This window comes from Geobacter sp. PheSNFMC, from assembly GCF_059620965.1.
In genome coordinates, this window is record NZ_JCAMRN010000084.1 from 1 (window position 1) to 15,369 (window position 15,369).

Annotated in this window: 14 protein-coding genes; 9 read left to right on the forward strand and 5 right to left on the reverse strand. The window is 65.1% G+C overall.

What is annotated here, in order from left to right; translation table 11 throughout:
* Both larE and AC6CDK_RS15820 read left to right on the forward strand, forming a co-directional pair.
* The coding region (larE, locus tag AC6CDK_RS15815) for an ATP-dependent sacrificial sulfur transferase LarE (RefSeq protein WP_496639909.1) at positions 1–698 on the forward strand (698 nt) is incomplete at its 5' end.
* A gap of 76 nt (positions 699–774) precedes the next feature.
* Positions 775–2,994, forward strand: a complete 2,220-nt coding sequence (locus AC6CDK_RS15820) for a putative bifunctional diguanylate cyclase/phosphodiesterase (protein WP_010941205.1) — start codon at positions 775–777, stop codon at positions 2,992–2,994.
* Here the strand turns inward: AC6CDK_RS15820 and AC6CDK_RS15825 are convergent.
* Positions 2,975–3,418 carry an Hsp20/alpha crystallin family protein gene (locus tag AC6CDK_RS15825; protein ID WP_010941206.1) on the reverse strand — a complete coding sequence of 148 codons (444 nt, stop codon included), beginning with the start codon at positions 3,416–3,418 and terminating at the stop codon, positions 2,975–2,977. The two genes, AC6CDK_RS15820 and AC6CDK_RS15825, sit on opposite strands and share 20 nt — an antisense overlap.
* Before the next feature lie 146 nt (positions 3,419–3,564).
* A complete protein-coding gene (locus tag AC6CDK_RS15830; protein WP_041914042.1) occupies positions 3,565–3,738 on the reverse strand; it encodes a hypothetical protein in 174 nt (57 codons plus the stop codon).
* Between the two features lie 258 nt (positions 3,739–3,996).
* Between AC6CDK_RS15830 and AC6CDK_RS15835 the strand changes: the two genes are divergently transcribed.
* The 3 genes from AC6CDK_RS15835 to AC6CDK_RS15845 all read left to right on the forward strand — a co-directional run bounded on the left by AC6CDK_RS15835 (position 3,997) and on the right by AC6CDK_RS15845 (position 8,067).
* On the forward strand, positions 3,997–4,176 hold the full coding sequence (locus AC6CDK_RS15835) for a DUF4177 domain-containing protein (protein ID WP_010941208.1): 180 nt from the start codon (positions 3,997–3,999) through the stop codon (positions 4,174–4,176).
* Positions 4,177–6,852: a DNA polymerase I gene (polA, locus tag AC6CDK_RS15840; protein ID WP_192905936.1), complete on the forward strand. Its 2,676-nt coding sequence runs from the start codon at positions 4,177–4,179 to the stop codon at positions 6,850–6,852.
* A 189-nt stretch (positions 6,853–7,041) separates the two neighbouring features.
* Positions 7,042–8,067 (forward strand): GGDEF domain-containing protein, encoded by a 1,026-nt coding sequence (locus tag AC6CDK_RS15845; RefSeq protein WP_010941210.1) that lies wholly within the window; start codon positions 7,042–7,044, stop codon positions 8,065–8,067.
* Between the two features lie 24 nt (positions 8,068–8,091).
* On the opposite strand, the gene AC6CDK_RS15850 is transcribed toward AC6CDK_RS15845, so the two are convergent.
* On the reverse strand, positions 8,092–8,589 hold the full coding sequence (locus AC6CDK_RS15850) for a Slp family lipoprotein (protein WP_192905937.1): 498 nt from the start codon (positions 8,587–8,589) through the stop codon (positions 8,092–8,094).
* 16 nt (positions 8,590–8,605) lie between these two features.
* Complete coding sequence (locus AC6CDK_RS15855) at positions 8,606–9,235, reverse strand: O-methyltransferase (RefSeq protein ID WP_192905938.1); 630 nt, start codon at positions 9,233–9,235, stop codon at positions 8,606–8,608.
* 148 nt (positions 9,236–9,383) lie between these two features.
* Here AC6CDK_RS15855 and AC6CDK_RS15860 point away from each other — a divergent pair, with 148 nt between their 5' ends.
* From AC6CDK_RS15860 to AC6CDK_RS15870, 3 genes are read left to right on the forward strand one after another with little or no spacing between them, the layout of a single operon-like run.
* A complete protein-coding gene (locus AC6CDK_RS15860; protein ID WP_010941213.1) occupies positions 9,384–10,310 on the forward strand; it encodes a DMT family transporter in 927 nt (308 codons plus the stop codon).
* 2 nt (positions 10,311–10,312) lie between these two features.
* Entirely contained in the window at positions 10,313–10,693 is a 381-nt protein-coding gene (locus AC6CDK_RS15865) for a peptide chain release factor family protein (protein ID WP_010941214.1), read from the forward strand.
* Positions 10,690–13,068: an endonuclease MutS2 gene (locus AC6CDK_RS15870; protein WP_192905939.1), complete on the forward strand. Its 2,379-nt coding sequence runs from the start codon at positions 10,690–10,692 to the stop codon at positions 13,066–13,068. Before AC6CDK_RS15865 ends, AC6CDK_RS15870 begins: the two co-directional genes overlap by 4 nt.
* Positions 13,069–13,089: 21 nt before the next feature.
* Here the strand turns inward: AC6CDK_RS15870 and AC6CDK_RS15875 are convergent, their stop codons facing one another.
* Positions 13,090–14,604, reverse strand: coding sequence for a B12-binding domain-containing radical SAM protein (locus tag AC6CDK_RS15875; protein ID WP_192905940.1), 1,515 nt, complete (start codon positions 14,602–14,604; stop codon positions 13,090–13,092).
* 121 nt (positions 14,605–14,725) lie between these two features.
* Between AC6CDK_RS15875 and AC6CDK_RS15880 the strand changes: the two genes are divergently transcribed.
* The coding region (locus AC6CDK_RS15880) for a class I SAM-dependent methyltransferase (protein WP_496639910.1) at positions 14,726–15,369 on the forward strand (644 nt) is incomplete at its 3' end.

Consider the following 15,369-nt stretch of genomic DNA (forward strand, 5'->3'; position numbering starts at 1 on the left):
CCCACGACCTGCTGGGCGACAAGGCCGTTGCGTTCACCGCCACGTCGCCCACCTATCCGGAATCGGAGTTCCGGGAGGCTGTCGGGCTTGCCCGGTCAATGGGGGCCAGGCAGGTGGTGGTGGAGTCCAATGAACTTGAAATTCCCGGGTTCGCCTTCAACCCCCGCAATCGCTGCTATCACTGCAAGAAGGAGCTCTTCGGTCTCTGCGGTCGCACGGCGGCGGAACTGGGGCTCGCCTGGGTGGCCGACGGCAGCAATTGCGACGACCTGGACGATTATCGCCCCGGCCGGGCCGCGGCCGGCGAACTGGGGGTCCGCAGTCCCCTGGTGGAGGCGGGGCTCACCAAGGCTGATATCCGGGAACTGTCACGCGAACTGGGTCTTCCCACCTGGGACAAGCAGGCCTTTGCCTGCCTGTCGAGCCGTTTCCCTTACGGAACGGAGATCACGCCCGAGCGGCTCCGGATGGTGGGTGCCTGCGAGGAGTTCCTCAGGGAGAACGGCTTCCGCGTCTACCGGGTGAGGTTTCATGGCGACACCGCCCGGATCGAGACGGCGCCGGAGGAAATCCCGCGGCTGTTCGACCCCTCCCTGCGTCTCCGCATTGCGGCGTTCTTCAGGGAGGCCGGCTTTGCCCATGTGGCCGTTGACCTGGAGGGATACCGAACCGGTTCCATGAATACCGACGCCGGGTGATCTTTGTTTTCCACCTCAAGTCGCGGACCGATCTGCCGATAAGAAAGCATATTCCCTTGGCAGCATCGAGTCCGTCATGCCCTTGCGCAAGAATCACAATCTGAAGGAAACCCTCCACGAAATGGTTCTCGGCGTATCGGTCGCCGTGGGGGACCAGTTTTTCCACTCCCTGCTGGAGCATCTCACCAGGGCACTGGATGTGGAATACGCCTTCATCGCCGAATATACCGACCGGGAGGCCATGCGGGTGAAGACCGTTGCCTTCCGTGCCGACGGGCAGGAGGCGGAGCCCCTTGAATTCGACCTGGTGGGCACTCCCTGCGAGCGGGTGGTTCTGGATGCCTACTATTGCACTCCTGAAGGGGTCTGCACGCTGTTCCCCCTGGACCATCTGGCCATGGCCATGGGGGTCGAGGGGTACGCGGGGATCGCCCTGACCGATGCGGCGGGCAACGTTCTGGGGCCGCTGGCCGTCTTGAGCCGCCGGCCGCTGGGCGACAGCGAGCTGGCGGAAACGATGCTCCGGATCTTCGCGGCCCGCGCCTCGGCCGAGCTGGAGCGGACCAAGGCCGAGCAGGCCCGGCGCGAGCAGCTCCACTTCCTCCAGGTCCTCATCGACTCCATCCCCCATCCCATCTTCTACAAGGACGCCGACCGGCGTTATATCGGCTGCAATGCCGCCCTGGAATCGTTCATCGGGCGCACGCGCGAGGAGATTATCGGCAAGACGGTCTTCGACATCGGCGCGGAGGGCCGGGCGCGCATCTGCGATGCCGTGGACCGCAAGCTGCTCGCTAACGGCGGGGTGGAAAGCTACGACAGCACCATGATCCACACTGACGGCAGCATCCGTGACATCATCTTCAGCAAGACGGTCTTCGGGAATACCGACGGTTCCATCGGCGGCATCGTCGGCACGATCCTCGATATCACCGAACGCAAGCGGGCCGAGGAGGCTATCCAGCAACTGGCCTATTTCGATGCGCTCACGGGACTGCCGAACCGGACCCTGCTCAGGGACCGCGTCAGCCAGCTGCTGTCCCAGGCGCGGCGGGAGGGGGGAGGTTTCGGCGTCCTGCACCTGGATGTGGACCGGTTCAAAGGGGTGAATGACTCGCTGGGGCATGCCTGCGGCGACGTTCTGCTCTCCACCGTGGCCGGACGGATCGCTTCGAGTATCCGGGAGAGCGACACCGTGGCGCGGCTGGGGAGCGACGAGTTCGTGGTGATTCTGCCGGGGGTGGGGCACGAAGAGGACGTGGTGGCGGTCGTCCGCAAGATAGTGGAAGAGCTGAACCGGCCTATCGTCATCCAGGGTAATGATATCTTCTGCACCGCCAGCATCGGCATCGCCATCTATCCGACGGACGGTTCCAGTGCGGACATCCTGCTCAAAAATGCCGACATGGCCATGCACAAGGCCAAGGAGTTCGGGGGTGACGGCTACCAGTTCTACTCGAGCGAGTTGAACCACCGGGCCATGGAGCGGCTGACCCTGGAGACCAGCCTGCGCCGCGCGCTGGAGCGCCGGGAGTTTCTCCTGCACTACCAGCCGCTGCTCGGTATCGGGTCAGGCCGGATTGTCGGGGTGGAGGCACTGTTGCGGTGGGACTCGCCGGAACTGGGCATGGTGTCGCCGGCCCGTTTCATCCCCCTGGCCGAGGAGACGGGGCTCATCGTGCCGATCGGCGAGTGGGTCCTGCGCTCGGCCTGCGAACAGCTCAGGGCCCTCCACGAGCTGGGCTACACCGAATTGTGCGTGTCCGTGAACGTGTCGGCGCGGCAGTTCCGGCACGACGGGTTCTGCGCCATGGTGGCCGCCGTGCTGGCGGCAGTGGGGCTCGATCCCCGGTATCTGGAGCTGGAACTTACCGAGAGCGTCATCATGGAGCGCTCAGAGACGGCCAAGGGGATTCTGCGGAAGCTGAAGCAGATGGGGGTGTCGCTCGCCATCGATGATTTTGGTACCGGCTACTCATCCCTGAGTTACCTGAAGCACTTTCCCATCGACCGGCTCAAGATCGACCGCACCTTTGTCAAAGAAGTGACCGTGGACCAGGACAATGCCGCCATTGCCGAGGCGATCGTCGCCCTGGCCCACGTGCTGAATCTGGATGTCGTGGCGGAAGGGGTGGAGACCGCCGAACAACTTGCCTTCCTGGCGGCGCTCCGCTGCGACGTGGTCCAGGGGTATCACATCGCCCGTCCCCTTCCTCCCCGGAATCTGCTCGAATTCCTTGAAGCGCGGCAGGAGGATCGTGCCGCCCGCCCCATGCTCAGGTCACTTCAACCGTAATCTGCTTGGGCTTCACCTCCTCCCGCTTGGGAAGGGTGATGGTGAGGACCCCTTTGTCGGAGCTGGCCCTGACCTTCTCCTGGTCGATGGTGGCGGGGATCGAGAAGCTCCGCTGGAAGCTGCCGTAGTAGCGTTCCACCCGATGGTAGTTCTCCTTGCGGACCTCTTCCTCGTGCTTGCGCTCGCCCCGGATGGTGAGGGTGTTGTCCTCGATCCGCACCTCGATGTCCTTCTGGTCGATGCCGGGCAGCTCGGCCTTGATGATCACCGCGTTTTCATCCTCGAAGATGTCCACGGGGGGCTGCCAGGCCCCTTCCCGCAACTCTTCCCCGCCCTGCTTGCTCCAGGCCAGATCCAGAAGCCGGTTCATCTGCTCCTGCATATTCATCATGTCGCGAAACGGGCTGTACTTGACGATTGCCATGACTGCGCACCTCCTTGGTGGTGATGTGTTCGATCTGATCACAACATAATCACCCGTTTTTCAAAGTCAAGGGGGAGGCCTCCTCTGTCGGCGCCTCCCCCCTCTCTGTGTACCTATTCACTTGAGCTCGCGCGTGCTGCGGTGTGCTATACCCGCTTCCCCTTGGGAACGCTGTGTTTAAGCTTTTTAGAGCCGTCATAGAGGCTGCTCTTGGCGACCGAACGGCGCTCCTTGAGATCTTTGCGCTCGTAGTCGGTGGAGAGAGTAACTTCCGCATCCTCGGCCAATTGTTCGATCATTTCCGTTTGCTTTTCCATCATCATACCGTGCACCTCGCGTGGCTGACGGGCCCGCCCGGGGCGAGCCGGTTAAGGGGGAGCGTTACGGCATCGGGCCTCCTCCCGATGCTGACACAATGATACCATGGGCCAGGGGAGATGCAATTGCTGCAAGATTAAAGTTTTGTAGTTATTTTAATGAGTTAAGGCCCTGTTGGCCGGGCTTTGATCCCATATCAGTTCTTGAAGCGGGGGTGATTCTGGGCTACCATGCGACCCAAAAAACGAAAGAGGTGCACTGTGCTCACATACAAGGTGGTGGAGATCGGGACCGTGACGGAGGACGTCATCGAGGAGGCCCTCAACGAATGGACCGCAAAGGGGTGGCGCTTCGACGGGATGCAGTTCGCCATGCGCGAGGCGAGCCGTCGTCCCTCCATGGCGTTTCTCATCTTCACCCGCGAAGCTGAGGAGGCGTAGATGGCGACCGACACGCTGTTTCTCATCGACGGCTCCTCGTACATCTACCGGGCCTACTTCGCCATCAGGCATCTGTCGTCGCCCGCGGGTTTCCCCACCAATGCGCTCTACGGCTTCACCCAGATGCTCCTCAAGGTTATCAAGGATCACCATCCCGGCCGCCTTGCCGTGATCTTCGACAAGGGGCGCACCACCTTCCGCACCGAGATCTACCCCGATTACAAGGCGAACCGGGCCGCCATGCCCGATGATCTGGTTCCCCAGATCGGACCCATCAAGGAGATGGTCCGGGCCTTCAGCATCCCGGTTCTGGAGTTGGAGGGCTACGAGGCCGACGACATCATCGGCACCATTGCCCGGCGGTGCGAGGAGCAGGGTTTGGAGGCCGTGGTCGTCACCGGCGACAAGGATCTGATGCAGATCGTGAGCGACCGCATCCGGCTGCTCGACACCATGAAGGACCGGGTGTCCGGCATCCCCGAGGTGGTGGAGCGCTTCGGCGTCGGCCCCGGGCAGGTCATCGACATACTGGGCCTGGCGGGCGACACCTCCGACAACATCCCCGGCGTCCCCGGCATCGGCGAAAAGACCGCTACCAAGCTGATCCAGGAGTTTGGCTCTCTGGACGCCCTGCTGGAGCGGGCCGGCGAGGTTAAGGGAAAGACCGGCGAGCGCCTGCGCGAGTTCGCGGAGCAGGCCCGGCTTTCCCGGCGTCTCGCCACCATTGTCCGCGACGTGCCCCTGGACTTCGACCTCGACGCCTTTGCCGTGGCCCCCGCCGACAATCGCCGATTGGCCGAACTCTTCAAGGAATATGGGTTCACGACCCTCATGAAGGAGCTGACCAGCGAGGCCACCCTGACCACCGAGCACTACCGCACCATTTTCGCGGAGGCCGATTTCCGGGCCCTGCTCGCCGACCTGGCCGGGGCCGGGGTCTTTTCGGTGGACCTGGAAACCACGAGCCTCAATCCTCTTGAGGCGGACATCGTGGGCATCTCCCTGTCGTTCCGGGATCACGAAGCCTGCTACATCCCGGTGGGGCACGCCTATGACGGCGCCCCGGCCCAGCTCGACCGCACCCTGGTGCTGGAGGGGCTGCGGCCGCTCCTCACCGACCCCGCGGTGCGCAAGGTGGGGCAGAACCTCAAGTACGACTACCAGGTGCTGCGCCGTCACGGCATCGTCATGGCCGGGGTCTGGTGCGATACCATGGTCGCCTCCTATCTGATCAACCCGGTCCGGTCGGGCCACGGCCTGGACTCCCTGGCGGTGGAGCACCTGGACCACCGGATGATCTCCTACGAGGAGGTGGCCGGGAAGGGAAAGGACCAGCTGAACTTTGCCCGGGTGCCGGTGGAAAAGGCGTCCACCTATTCCTGCGAGGATGCCGACGCCGCCTGGCTCCTGCACCGGCTGTTCCTGCCCCGGGTGGCCGAGGCCGGCATGGAGCGCCTGTTCTTCGATCTGGAGATGCCGCTCGTACCGATCCTGGCCGAGATGGAGACGGCCGGGGTCAAGCTGGACCTGGCGCTGCTGGGGGAACTCTCCGCCGGGCTCGGCAGCCAGTTGACGGCTCTGGAGGAGCAGGTCATGGCGCTCGCGCCCGAGCCGTTCAACCTCAACTCGCCCAAGCAGCTGGGAGAGGTGCTGTTCGAGAAAATGAAGCTCCCAGCCGGGAAAAAGACCAAGACCAAAACCGGCTGGTCCACCAACGTGGAGGAGCTGGAACGGCTGGCCGAGGCCGGGCACGAGATCGCCGCGGCCATCCTCCGGTACCGGGGGCTCGCCAAGCTCAAGTCCACCTACACCGATGCCCTGCCCAGGCTGGTGCACCCGGCCAGCGGGAGGGTGCACACCTCCTACAACCAGACCGTCACCAACACCGGGCGGCTCTCGTCCTCGGAGCCCAACCTGCAGAACATCCCGGTCCGCACCGACGAGGGGCGGAAGATCCGGCGCGCCTTCATCGCGGAGGAGGGCCACCTGATCCTCTCGGCCGACTACTCCCAGATCGAGCTGCGGGTCCTGGCCCATCTCTCGGAGGACCGGGTCTTCTGCGACGCCTTTGCCCGGGACGAGGACATCCACACCCGGACCGCGGCCGAGGTGTTCGGCCTCTTCCCGGAGATGGTGACGCCCGAGATGAGGCGCCAGGCCAAGGCCATCAACTTCGGGGTCATCTACGGACAGGGGGCCTTCAGTCTGGCCAAGCAACTGGGGATCACCACCAAGGTGGCCAAGGAGTTCATCGACAACTACTTCGCCCGCCATCCTGGCGCCCGGGCCTTCCTGGACGGCTGCGTGGCCGAGGCCGAGGCCAGGGGCTACGTGACCACCCTCATGGGGCGGCGGCTCCCCATTCCGGACATCGCCAGCAGCAACGGCAACATCCGGGCCTTTGCCCAGCGCAACGCCGTCAACTACCCCATTCAGGGCTCGGCCGCGGACATCATCAAGGCGGCCATGGTGCGGGTCACGGAGCGGATGCGGCGAGAGGGGCTCACCAGTCGCCTGATCATGCAGGTCCACGACGAACTGGTCTTCGAGGTGCCGGAGGGCGAACGGACCGCCATGGAGCGGCTCGTGCAACACGAGATGGAGCATGCTGCCCCCCTCCGGGTGCCGCTGCGGGCGGACGTGAACGTGGGGCGTAACTGGAGCGAGGCCCACTGAACCGGAATGCCTGAACCTGAAACTGCAGGGGGGGACCGTTGCCACGGCGGCAGGTAGTGTTCAACTGCCGAATATGCGTCGAATTTTTTAATCGCCTCGGCTCAGAATTCTAATGAAATAATCGGGCGAGGAGCGTATACTTTTTCCGACGCTGGTTCCGCCGATTTCCCTGGGGGCAGGAGGTGCCGCATGTCCGGCGACATTCTGAACGACATCGTTGCAGCATGCCTGGAGCTTGAACGCAAGGCCTCATCGGTATTCAAGATGTTCGCGGCACACGCCGGCAGCGACGAGGCGCGGCGTTTCTGGGAGACCGTTGCCGACGAAACCCGTCATCACAGTGCCGTGTATGAGCGCCTGCAGGAGAGGGGCGGGCGCGAGAACCTGCCGATCATCATCTACAAGCCGGCCGAGACTCTGGAAGAACTGGAAATGATCGGCAAGAGCATCGACGAGCAGGTCGAGCGCTATACCGAGGCCCCCTCCAGCGAGGCCGCCTGTCTGCTCGGCTTCCGCCTGCAGCTCTACCTCCTCCATCCCGCCTTTGCGAGTCTCTGTCGCCTGACCAGGGATGCCAGCGGCGAGGACCTGCCCGATATCGGCTACGGCCGCTACCTGCGTCGTTTTATCGACGGCATCGGCTCCTGCGGCCTGGCCACCGCCGAAACGGAACTGCTGGGCGAGGCCCTGTTCCGGCTCTGGAACGAGGCGCGGCAGCTGGCAGCCCAGTCCCACTTCGACGCCCTCACGGGGGTCATGACACGGGCCGGCTTCTTCAAGACCGTGGGCTCACTCGCCTACGCGGCCCAGCGCAGCGGAAGCAACGTGGGCATCATGCTCATTGATCTGGATTATTTCAAACTGGTGGGGGACAACTACGGCCACCAGACCGGCGACCGCATCCTGCAGCTGGTGGCGGAAACCATCACCTCCCACCTGCGCCGCTCCGACGTGGTTGGGCGCTACGACGGCGACGAATTCGTGGTCTACCTGTCGCCGGTGGAACCGGCGTCGCTCCGGACCGTGGCCGAGAACCTGCGGCGCAGCATTGAGGAGGAAAGCGCCCGCATGGTGCCGGTCACCGCCAGCATCGGCGTTGCCCAGGGCATTCTCGGCACCGACGTGGACGGGGGGATCGAAGAGCTGGTCCGTCTGGCCGACGAGTGTCTCATGCAGGCCAAGTACACCGGCAAGAACAAGGTTGTCGTGAAATAGCGCTGCCGGCGGTCCAGGCCGCGGTTAGAACCCTACCCCCACCCCTATGCCGAAGTGCACCGCCGGCTGGGCATAGGGATCCTCAGGTCTCCAGACGTACATCTCCCTGATAGCAATCACCGGATAACGGTAGCTGGTTCCGTCGAGGCGCCGTTCCGTCACGCCGGTCACCGTTCCCACCAGAGTCACGAGCCTTCCCCGGCTGAAGATCAGCGGGTCGAGAAATTCGCGGCTGCGGGCGAGGAAACGCCCTTCGGACCCGCGTTTCTCCTGGGGCCGGTCGTCGGAGTCCAGAGAAAACTGGACCACTTCCAGTTCTGCTCCATCGGGCCGGTTTGCCGTTTCGGCCACCGCCCCTCCCAGCAGGAGGTGACGCCCCACGTATGCGTTGGGGTTCTCCCGCACCACGGCAAAGGACAGGCTCCGTTCAGCCAGAAGGAGGGACTCCCGACTGATGACCTGCCGGGCGCAACCGGCCAGGGTGCAGGCAATGACCAGAACGAACAGCAACCGTATCGGCATGATGCGCCCCTTTCCTTCAACTGAGGCGGTAGCCCAGGAGCACGCCGTTTCCCACCGGCACGATGGTGGTGAAGAAATCCCGCCGCCTGGACAGATGGTGGTTGAACTCCCGCAGGGCAGCGGTCTCAGGGTCCTCGTGGCTTTCGGCCACCGATCCGCGCCGGAGGGCGTTCACGGCGATGAGAAGTGCATTTTTTGCCAGGCACCGGTTCATCCGCTCCAGCACGTCAGCCCCGTTGAAGACGTCGCAGTCCATGAACAGGATATCGATGTCCCGCTGGCTGGCGGCGATTCCCAGGGGATCCCCGACCTGCAGCTCAACCCGGTCGATGAGTCCGTTGTCGTGGAGCATGCGGCGGGCATGCTCCACGTTGTCCCGGTCGGGGTCGATCATCACCACCCTGCTGCTGATGCTGATCGCCCGGGCGAACCACCAGCTGGCGCAGCCGAGGCCGTCGCCGGGCACCACCACCAACTGTGGCTGCTTGATCCGCGCCAGCAGATAGAGCAGGCGCCCCGTCTGCCGGTCCACGATGGGAATATTCCGCTCACGGGCAATCTGCTCCATGGCGGCCACCACCGGGTCGGCTTCGGGCAGGAGTCCGTCCAGATACGCCCCGATGCGGGAGTCGACTATCGGAATCATCGCTCGTCCCTTCCTTCCGCCTATTTTTTTCATACGGTCCGGGTGGTTAGACAAGTCTAACACTTACGGCCGAATGCGCAATCACCCCTCCGAGAAAAGCGCAAACTGTCTGTTGACTTGACCGGCGGCACCGTTCTTTAATAGCAGAATGATCCAGGCTCAGACCGCGGCACCGCCGCACGCAAAGGTAACGGCTATCCTCCTGTTCACCACTCTCATGTGGGGGGGGAGCTTCCTCTTCAACAAGATCGGGATGCGCGAGGTGCCTCCGGTCCACTTTTTCTTCTTCCGGTTCGCCCTGGCGGCGCTCCTCATGGGGGGGGTCTGCCTGCCGCGTCTGGCGCGCCTCAACCGCCACATCGCCGTGCGCGGAGCAGTGGTCGGCCTGGCCCTGGCCGCGGTGAACCTCACCTTCGTCCTCGGCGTGTCGGGCACCACCATCTCCCGGGCCGGGTACCTGAACAACCTCTTTGTCCTCTTTATCCCGCTCCTTACGTTCGCCCTGTGGCGCGAGCGGGTCGACCGGGTGACCTTCGGCGGCATCGCCCTGGCCGTGGTCGGGCTCTGGGCCCTGGCCAGCGGCGGGGCCGAGGGATTCAATCAAGGGGATCTCCTCTCCACGGTCTGCGCCCTGTTCATCGCCATCCACATCATAGCCGTTTCCCGGGTGCTGCGGGACGAGGACGTCTATCTGGTGACCTTCGTGCAGTTCGTCACCGTGGCCGCCGTGGGGCTCGTCCTCTGCCTGGTTCTCCCCTGGCCGGAATTCACCATCGGCCGGGCCGGGGCCTGGTCCCTGGCGTACTGCGCCCTCTTTCCCACAGTCATCTGCTTTACCCTCCAGAACGCCTACCAGCGCTTCACCACCCCCACCAGGGCGGGGCTGATCTACACCCTCGACCCGGTCTGGAGCATGCTGTTCGGCGTTTTTATCCTGGGTGAGCGGCTCACCCCCCGCGAACTGGCGGGCTGTGTCCTCATCCTCATGGCCGTGGCCGGGCCGCTCCTGGCCCGGCTCTATCTGGAGCAGCGCCATCGGCGGCTCTACCGGCTCGATGGCGCCGAAGGGACCTAGCCGTGGCGCCACCGACCTTTGCCGTGAGCGAAGAGAAAAACCGCTGGCTCCGGGACAAGATGGCCGAACTGGGGGTGAGCGAGGCGGACCTGGAGGAAACCTTTGTCCGCTCCTCCGGCGCCGGCGGGCAGCACGTGAACAAGACCGCCACCTGCGTCCAGATCCGGCATCGCCCCACCGGCATCGAAGTGAAGTGCATGAAGGACCGGAGCCAGTCCGTGAACCGCTTTCTGGCCCGGCGCGAGATCCTGGAGCGGATCGAACGGCTCAACAAGGGGGAGAGCCCCCGGGACGTCCGGGTCGAGAAGCTCCGGAAGCAGAAGGCGCGGCGGAAACGGCGGGCCACCACGAAATACGACCCAGAGAAGGACAATCAGCAATGATCAGAACCGAAACCCTCCGTACCCTCGAATTCGATAAAATACTTTCGGCCGTGTCGGGCTACGCCCACAGCGGCGCCACGCGGGACGAAACCGCCCTGATCCGGCCCCTGGACGACCGGGAGGCCATTGTCCGGCGCTTCGGCCAGGTGGACGAGATCCGGCGGCTGCGCCAGTTGGGGATCGATCTTTCCCTCCGCTCCTTCGAGGACATCGCGCCGCTGCTGGCGGCGGTCCGTCCCGACGGCGCGGTGCTGGACCCCACGGAGCTGGTGGTCCTGTTCCCGATCCTGCGGACCATGACCGCCATTGCCAAGCAGTTTGCCTACCGGACCGACATCCCCCTGCTGCGGGAACTGGCCGGCACCCTGACCGGCTTCCCCGACCTCCTGGACGAGCTGGAGGTATCCATCGACTCCGAGGGGGAGATCCTCGATTCCGCCTCGCCGCTCCTCTCGGACCTGCGCCAGAAGAAGCGCCACCTCACCGAGCGGATCAGGCGGCGGCTGGCCGAGATCGTCCGCGAGACCGGGGTCACCACCTTCCTCCAGGACGATTTCATCACCCAGCGGGGCGGGCGGTGGGTGATCCCGGTGCGGATGGATTCCAAGGGAATGGTCCCCGGCGTGGTGCACGACGTCTCCAATTCAGGCGAGACCGCCTTCATGGAGCCCCTGGAGATCATCGGCCTGGCCAACGAGCTGGAAAACCTGGTGGCTGAGGAAAAGGCCGAGATGATCCGCATCGTCCGGACCATCTGCCGGATGATCCGCCAGGAAGCCGACGGCCTGGATGAGCAGTTCCGCATTCTGGTCCGGCTTGATGTGCTGAACGGCATTGCCTTGTTCGCCGATTCCCTCGGCGCCGAGACCCCCGAGATCACCGACGCCCGCTTCATTCGGGTCCGGGAGGGGCGCCACCCGCTCCTGGCGCTCATGGCGCGGGAACGGGGGGCCGGCCGGGTGGTGCCGCTGGACCTGGGGCTGGGGGGCGCTGAACGTCCTGATTCGCATGTGGCGAATCAGGTCATGGTCATCACCGGGCCCAACGCGGGAGGCAAAACCATCTCCCTCAAGACCACCGGCCTCCTTCACCTCATGGCCCTGGCGGGGATTCCGGTGCCGGCGGCCTCCACTTCGTCGTTCCCCCTGATCTCCGACCTCCTGGTGGACATCGGCGACGAGCAGTCCATCGAGCAGAGCCTTTCCACCTTCTCGGCCCACGTCTCCAACATCGCCGGCATCCTGGAGCGGGCCGACCGCCGCACCGTGGTGCTGCTGGACGAACTGGGCACCGGCACCGAGCCGGTCCAGGGGGCGGCCATCTCCTGCGCCGTCCTGGCCGACCTGCAGGACAAGGGGGCGCTGGTCATCGCCACCACCCACCTGACCGACATCGTGGGCTTCGTCCACAAACGGGACGGCATGGTCAACGCTTCCATGGAGTTCGACCGCCAGACCCTCACCCCCCTCTACCGTCTCACCGTGGGCGAGCCGGGCCAGTCCCACGCCCTGGAGATCGCTCGCCGGTATGGCCTTCCCGACCGGGTCGTGGCCGTGGCCACCGGCATGCTCTCTCGCATGGAGACTGAATTCCACGAACTGCTGGCCGAGCTCAAGGACCAGCGCCGGCGCCACGAAGAGGCCCTGGCCGAGGCGGAACGGCTCCGGCGCGATGCCGAGGAGAAGGCCCGCATCGCCCGCGAGCGGCTGGCCGAGGCCGAGACCCGGCGGCGCGAGGCAACCGAGAAGGCCCTCCAGGAGGCAAAGGAGATCGTCCGGGCCGCCCGGCGCGACGTGAACGCCATCATCGAGGAAGCCCGCAGGGAGAAGAGCAGGGAGGCCCGGAAGAAGATCGACGAGGCCGAGGCCGCGGTGGAGGCGAAGCTCCAGGAGTTCCATCCCGAGGAGACCCTTTCCCTGGATGCCGTCCGCGAGGGCGACACTGTCTTCGTCAAGGCCATCGGCCACGACGGCACCGTCACCGCCGTGGACCGCCGGACCGGCCGGCTCCGGGTGCGGGCCGGCGCCATGGAACTGGAAGTGGCGGCCACGGACGTTTCCCCGCGCCGGGGCAAGGCCACCGAGGCCAAAATCCGCACCGGCTCGGGCAGAAGACCGGCGCCGGATGCGGAGACCCCCCGCGAAATCAACCTGATCGGCCTGCGAGTGGACGACGCCCTGGCGCGGTTGGAGCCCTTCCTGAACCACGCCTCCCTGGAAGGATACGGCGAGCTGCGGATCGTCCACGGCAAGGGGACCGGCGCCCTGATGCGGGCTGTGCGCGAATACCTTGACGGTCACCCCCTGGTGCGCGAGTTTCGTCCCGGCGAGCCCTTCGAAGGTGGCGAGGGCGCCACGGTGGTGACGCTGCGGTAAGGCGCACCGCGCCCCGTCGACTCACTCGACGCATTCCTGTTCCTCGAACATGCCGGTGGCACCGATGCTCTCCGCCACCTTTCGGAAGTGAAAGCCGTAGATGGCCAGGGTGATCGCCAGGGGAAAGAGCCGTGGCCGCCGCGCCAGTGACCAGAAGAAGAGTTTCCAGTAGTAGAGGCGCTCCCTCCCGATCACCCCCAGCAACACCACCGACGCCAGGAACGCCCGCAGTCGGGCCGGATTCGGCTGGAACCCCCCCGGCGGGGTCCGGTACTCCGTGAGGAAGGTGATGACCCGGCGGTAGTAGTGCCGTGGGGCATAGATGGTGTCGAGAATTTTCCGGTAACCGCCGACGAGCGCATCCGCCGGCATCCGGGGGACGAAGTTGAGGGCAATGGCGGTATTGTTGCCCGAGGCGTTCCGCAGCAGCCGTCCCTCCTGTGCAAGACGCCGGTGAAGCCTGGTCCCCCGCAGGGCGGTGAGCATTCCGACCATGGCGGTCACGATGCCGCTCTCCTGGATGAAGCGGATCTGCCGCTCGAAGATCGTCTCCGGGTCGCTGTCAAAGCCGACGATGAATCCTCCCTGCACCTGGAGTCCCGCCCGCTGGATCCGTTTGACGCTTTCCAGCAGGTCGCGGTTGCGGTTCTGAACCTTGCCGCTCTCGTGAAGCCCCTCGTCATGGGGGGTCTCGATGCCCACAAAGACCTCCGTGAACCCCGCCCGCACCATGAGCCCCATGAGCTCGGGATCGTCGGCCAGGTCGATGGAGGACTCGGTGAAGAAAGAGAAGGGCCGTCCCCGCTGCTCCTGCCAGTCGATCATGGCGGGAAGCACTTCCCGTTTCAGCTTTGCCCGGTCGCCGATGAAGTTGTCGTCCACGAAGAAAACACCCCCCTGCCAGCCGCGGGCATGGAGGCCGTCCAGTTCCGCCGTCAACTGCTCCCGGCCCTTGGTGCGCGGCCTGCGGCCGAAGAGCCGGGTGATGTCGCAGAACTCGCAGTCAAAGGGGCAGCCCCGGGAATACTGGATGTTCATGGCCGCGTAATCCCGGATGTCCAGGAGATCCCACCGTGGCAGCGGGGTCCGGGTCACGTCGGCCCGTGCCTCGGCAGTATAGATACGCTGGGCGCGGTCCATGGCCAGGTCGTCCAGAAACCGCGGGAGGGTGAGCTCAGCCTCGTTGAGCACCAGGTGGTCCGCCTCGGGAAACTCCTCCGGCGCGGTAGTGAAGAGAGGGCCCCCGGCCACCGTGGTGACCCCCAGTTGCCGGCAGCGGCCGAGGATCTCCCGCACCGCTTCCCGCTGGATGGTCATGGCGCTCACGAAAACGAGATCAGCACGGGCAAGATCGGCATCGGTCAATTCCCGGACATTCTGGTCGATCAGGCGCGCCTGCCAGGTGTCGGGGAAGAGAGCGGCAACGGTAAGGAGCCCCAAGGGCGGGAAGGCGGCCTTCTTGCCGACGAATTTCAGGGCGTGGCGGAAGCTCCAGAAGGAATCCGGATAGCGGGGGTAGACGAGGAGAACGTTCATGGGATCCTCCGTGATCCATGAGTTTCCCGTCGGGTGGGGACGGCTCGTTAGGGAAAATTTTACCCCTTCTCCACCGGCGCCCGCGTAATTTTTCTGTAAAATGTGTGAACGGAGGTCTCCCATGATCCAGGACCCCACCGGCGAGTACATCCGCACCATCACCAGCCACTGTGACCTGCGGGGCGCAGAGGTCCTCGAAGTGGGCTGCGGCACCGGCCGCATCACCCGCGATCTGGCGCGCCACGCCGCCCGGGTCGTGGCCGTGGACCCGGACGAGCGCGCCCTGGCACAGGCCCGGGCCGCCGTCACCGCCGCCAACGTCAGTTTCCTCCCCATGCCCGACGGTGTCCTCAGCTTCCCCCCCGCCTCCTTCGACATCGTCATCTACACCCTTTCCTTCCACCATGTTCCCCTCCATCAAATGGACGAAAGCCTCGCCACCGCCGCCGGCCTCGTGCGCCCCGGCGGCGCCGTGGTCGTGGTGGAGCCGGGCGAGGGGGGCTCCTTCACCGAAGCCAAGGAACGCTTCGGCGCCGGCAGCGGCGACGAGCGCCCCGCCCAGGAAGCCGCCATCCGCGCCATGCACGCCCTCCCCGGTTGGACCGTGGGGGACACGGTTCACTTCCGGGTCGGCTTCCTCTTCACGGACGAAGACGACTTCATCAGCTCCAAACTCCCCGGCTTTGCCGGACAACCCGCAGCATATCAACAGGAGGTGCGGGCCTTCCTAGCCCGCCACCGCACACCGGAGGGAATCGTCCTCGA

Excerpts from the sequence above, each read along its gene's own strand:
- AC6CDK_RS15860 (WP_010941213.1), top strand. The coding sequence starts at position 9,384 with ATGATCCAGGCTCAGACCGCGGCACCGCCGCACGCAAAGGTAACGGCT.
- AC6CDK_RS15845 (WP_010941210.1), top strand. The coding sequence starts at position 7,042 with ATGTCCGGCGACATTCTGAACGACATCGTTGCAGCATGCCTGGAGCTT.
- AC6CDK_RS15850 (WP_192905937.1), bottom strand. The coding sequence starts at position 8,589 with ATGCCGATACGGTTGCTGTTCGTTCTGGTCATTGCCTGCACCCTGGCC.
- polA (WP_192905936.1), top strand. The coding sequence starts at position 4,177 with ATGGCGACCGACACGCTGTTTCTCATCGACGGCTCCTCGTACATCTAC.
- AC6CDK_RS15830 (WP_041914042.1), bottom strand. The coding sequence starts at position 3,738 with ATGATGGAAAAGCAAACGGAAATGATCGAACAATTGGCCGAGGATGCG.
- AC6CDK_RS15855 (WP_192905938.1), bottom strand. The coding sequence starts at position 9,235 with ATGATTCCGATAGTCGACTCCCGCATCGGGGCGTATCTGGACGGACTC.
- AC6CDK_RS15870 (WP_192905939.1), top strand. The coding sequence starts at position 10,690 with ATGATCAGAACCGAAACCCTCCGTACCCTCGAATTCGATAAAATACTT.
- AC6CDK_RS15825 (WP_010941206.1), bottom strand. The coding sequence starts at position 3,418 with ATGGCAATCGTCAAGTACAGCCCGTTTCGCGACATGATGAATATGCAG.
- AC6CDK_RS15820 (WP_010941205.1), top strand. The coding sequence starts at position 775 with ATGCCCTTGCGCAAGAATCACAATCTGAAGGAAACCCTCCACGAAATG.
- AC6CDK_RS15875 (WP_192905940.1), bottom strand. The coding sequence starts at position 14,604 with ATGAACGTTCTCCTCGTCTACCCCCGCTATCCGGATTCCTTCTGGAGC.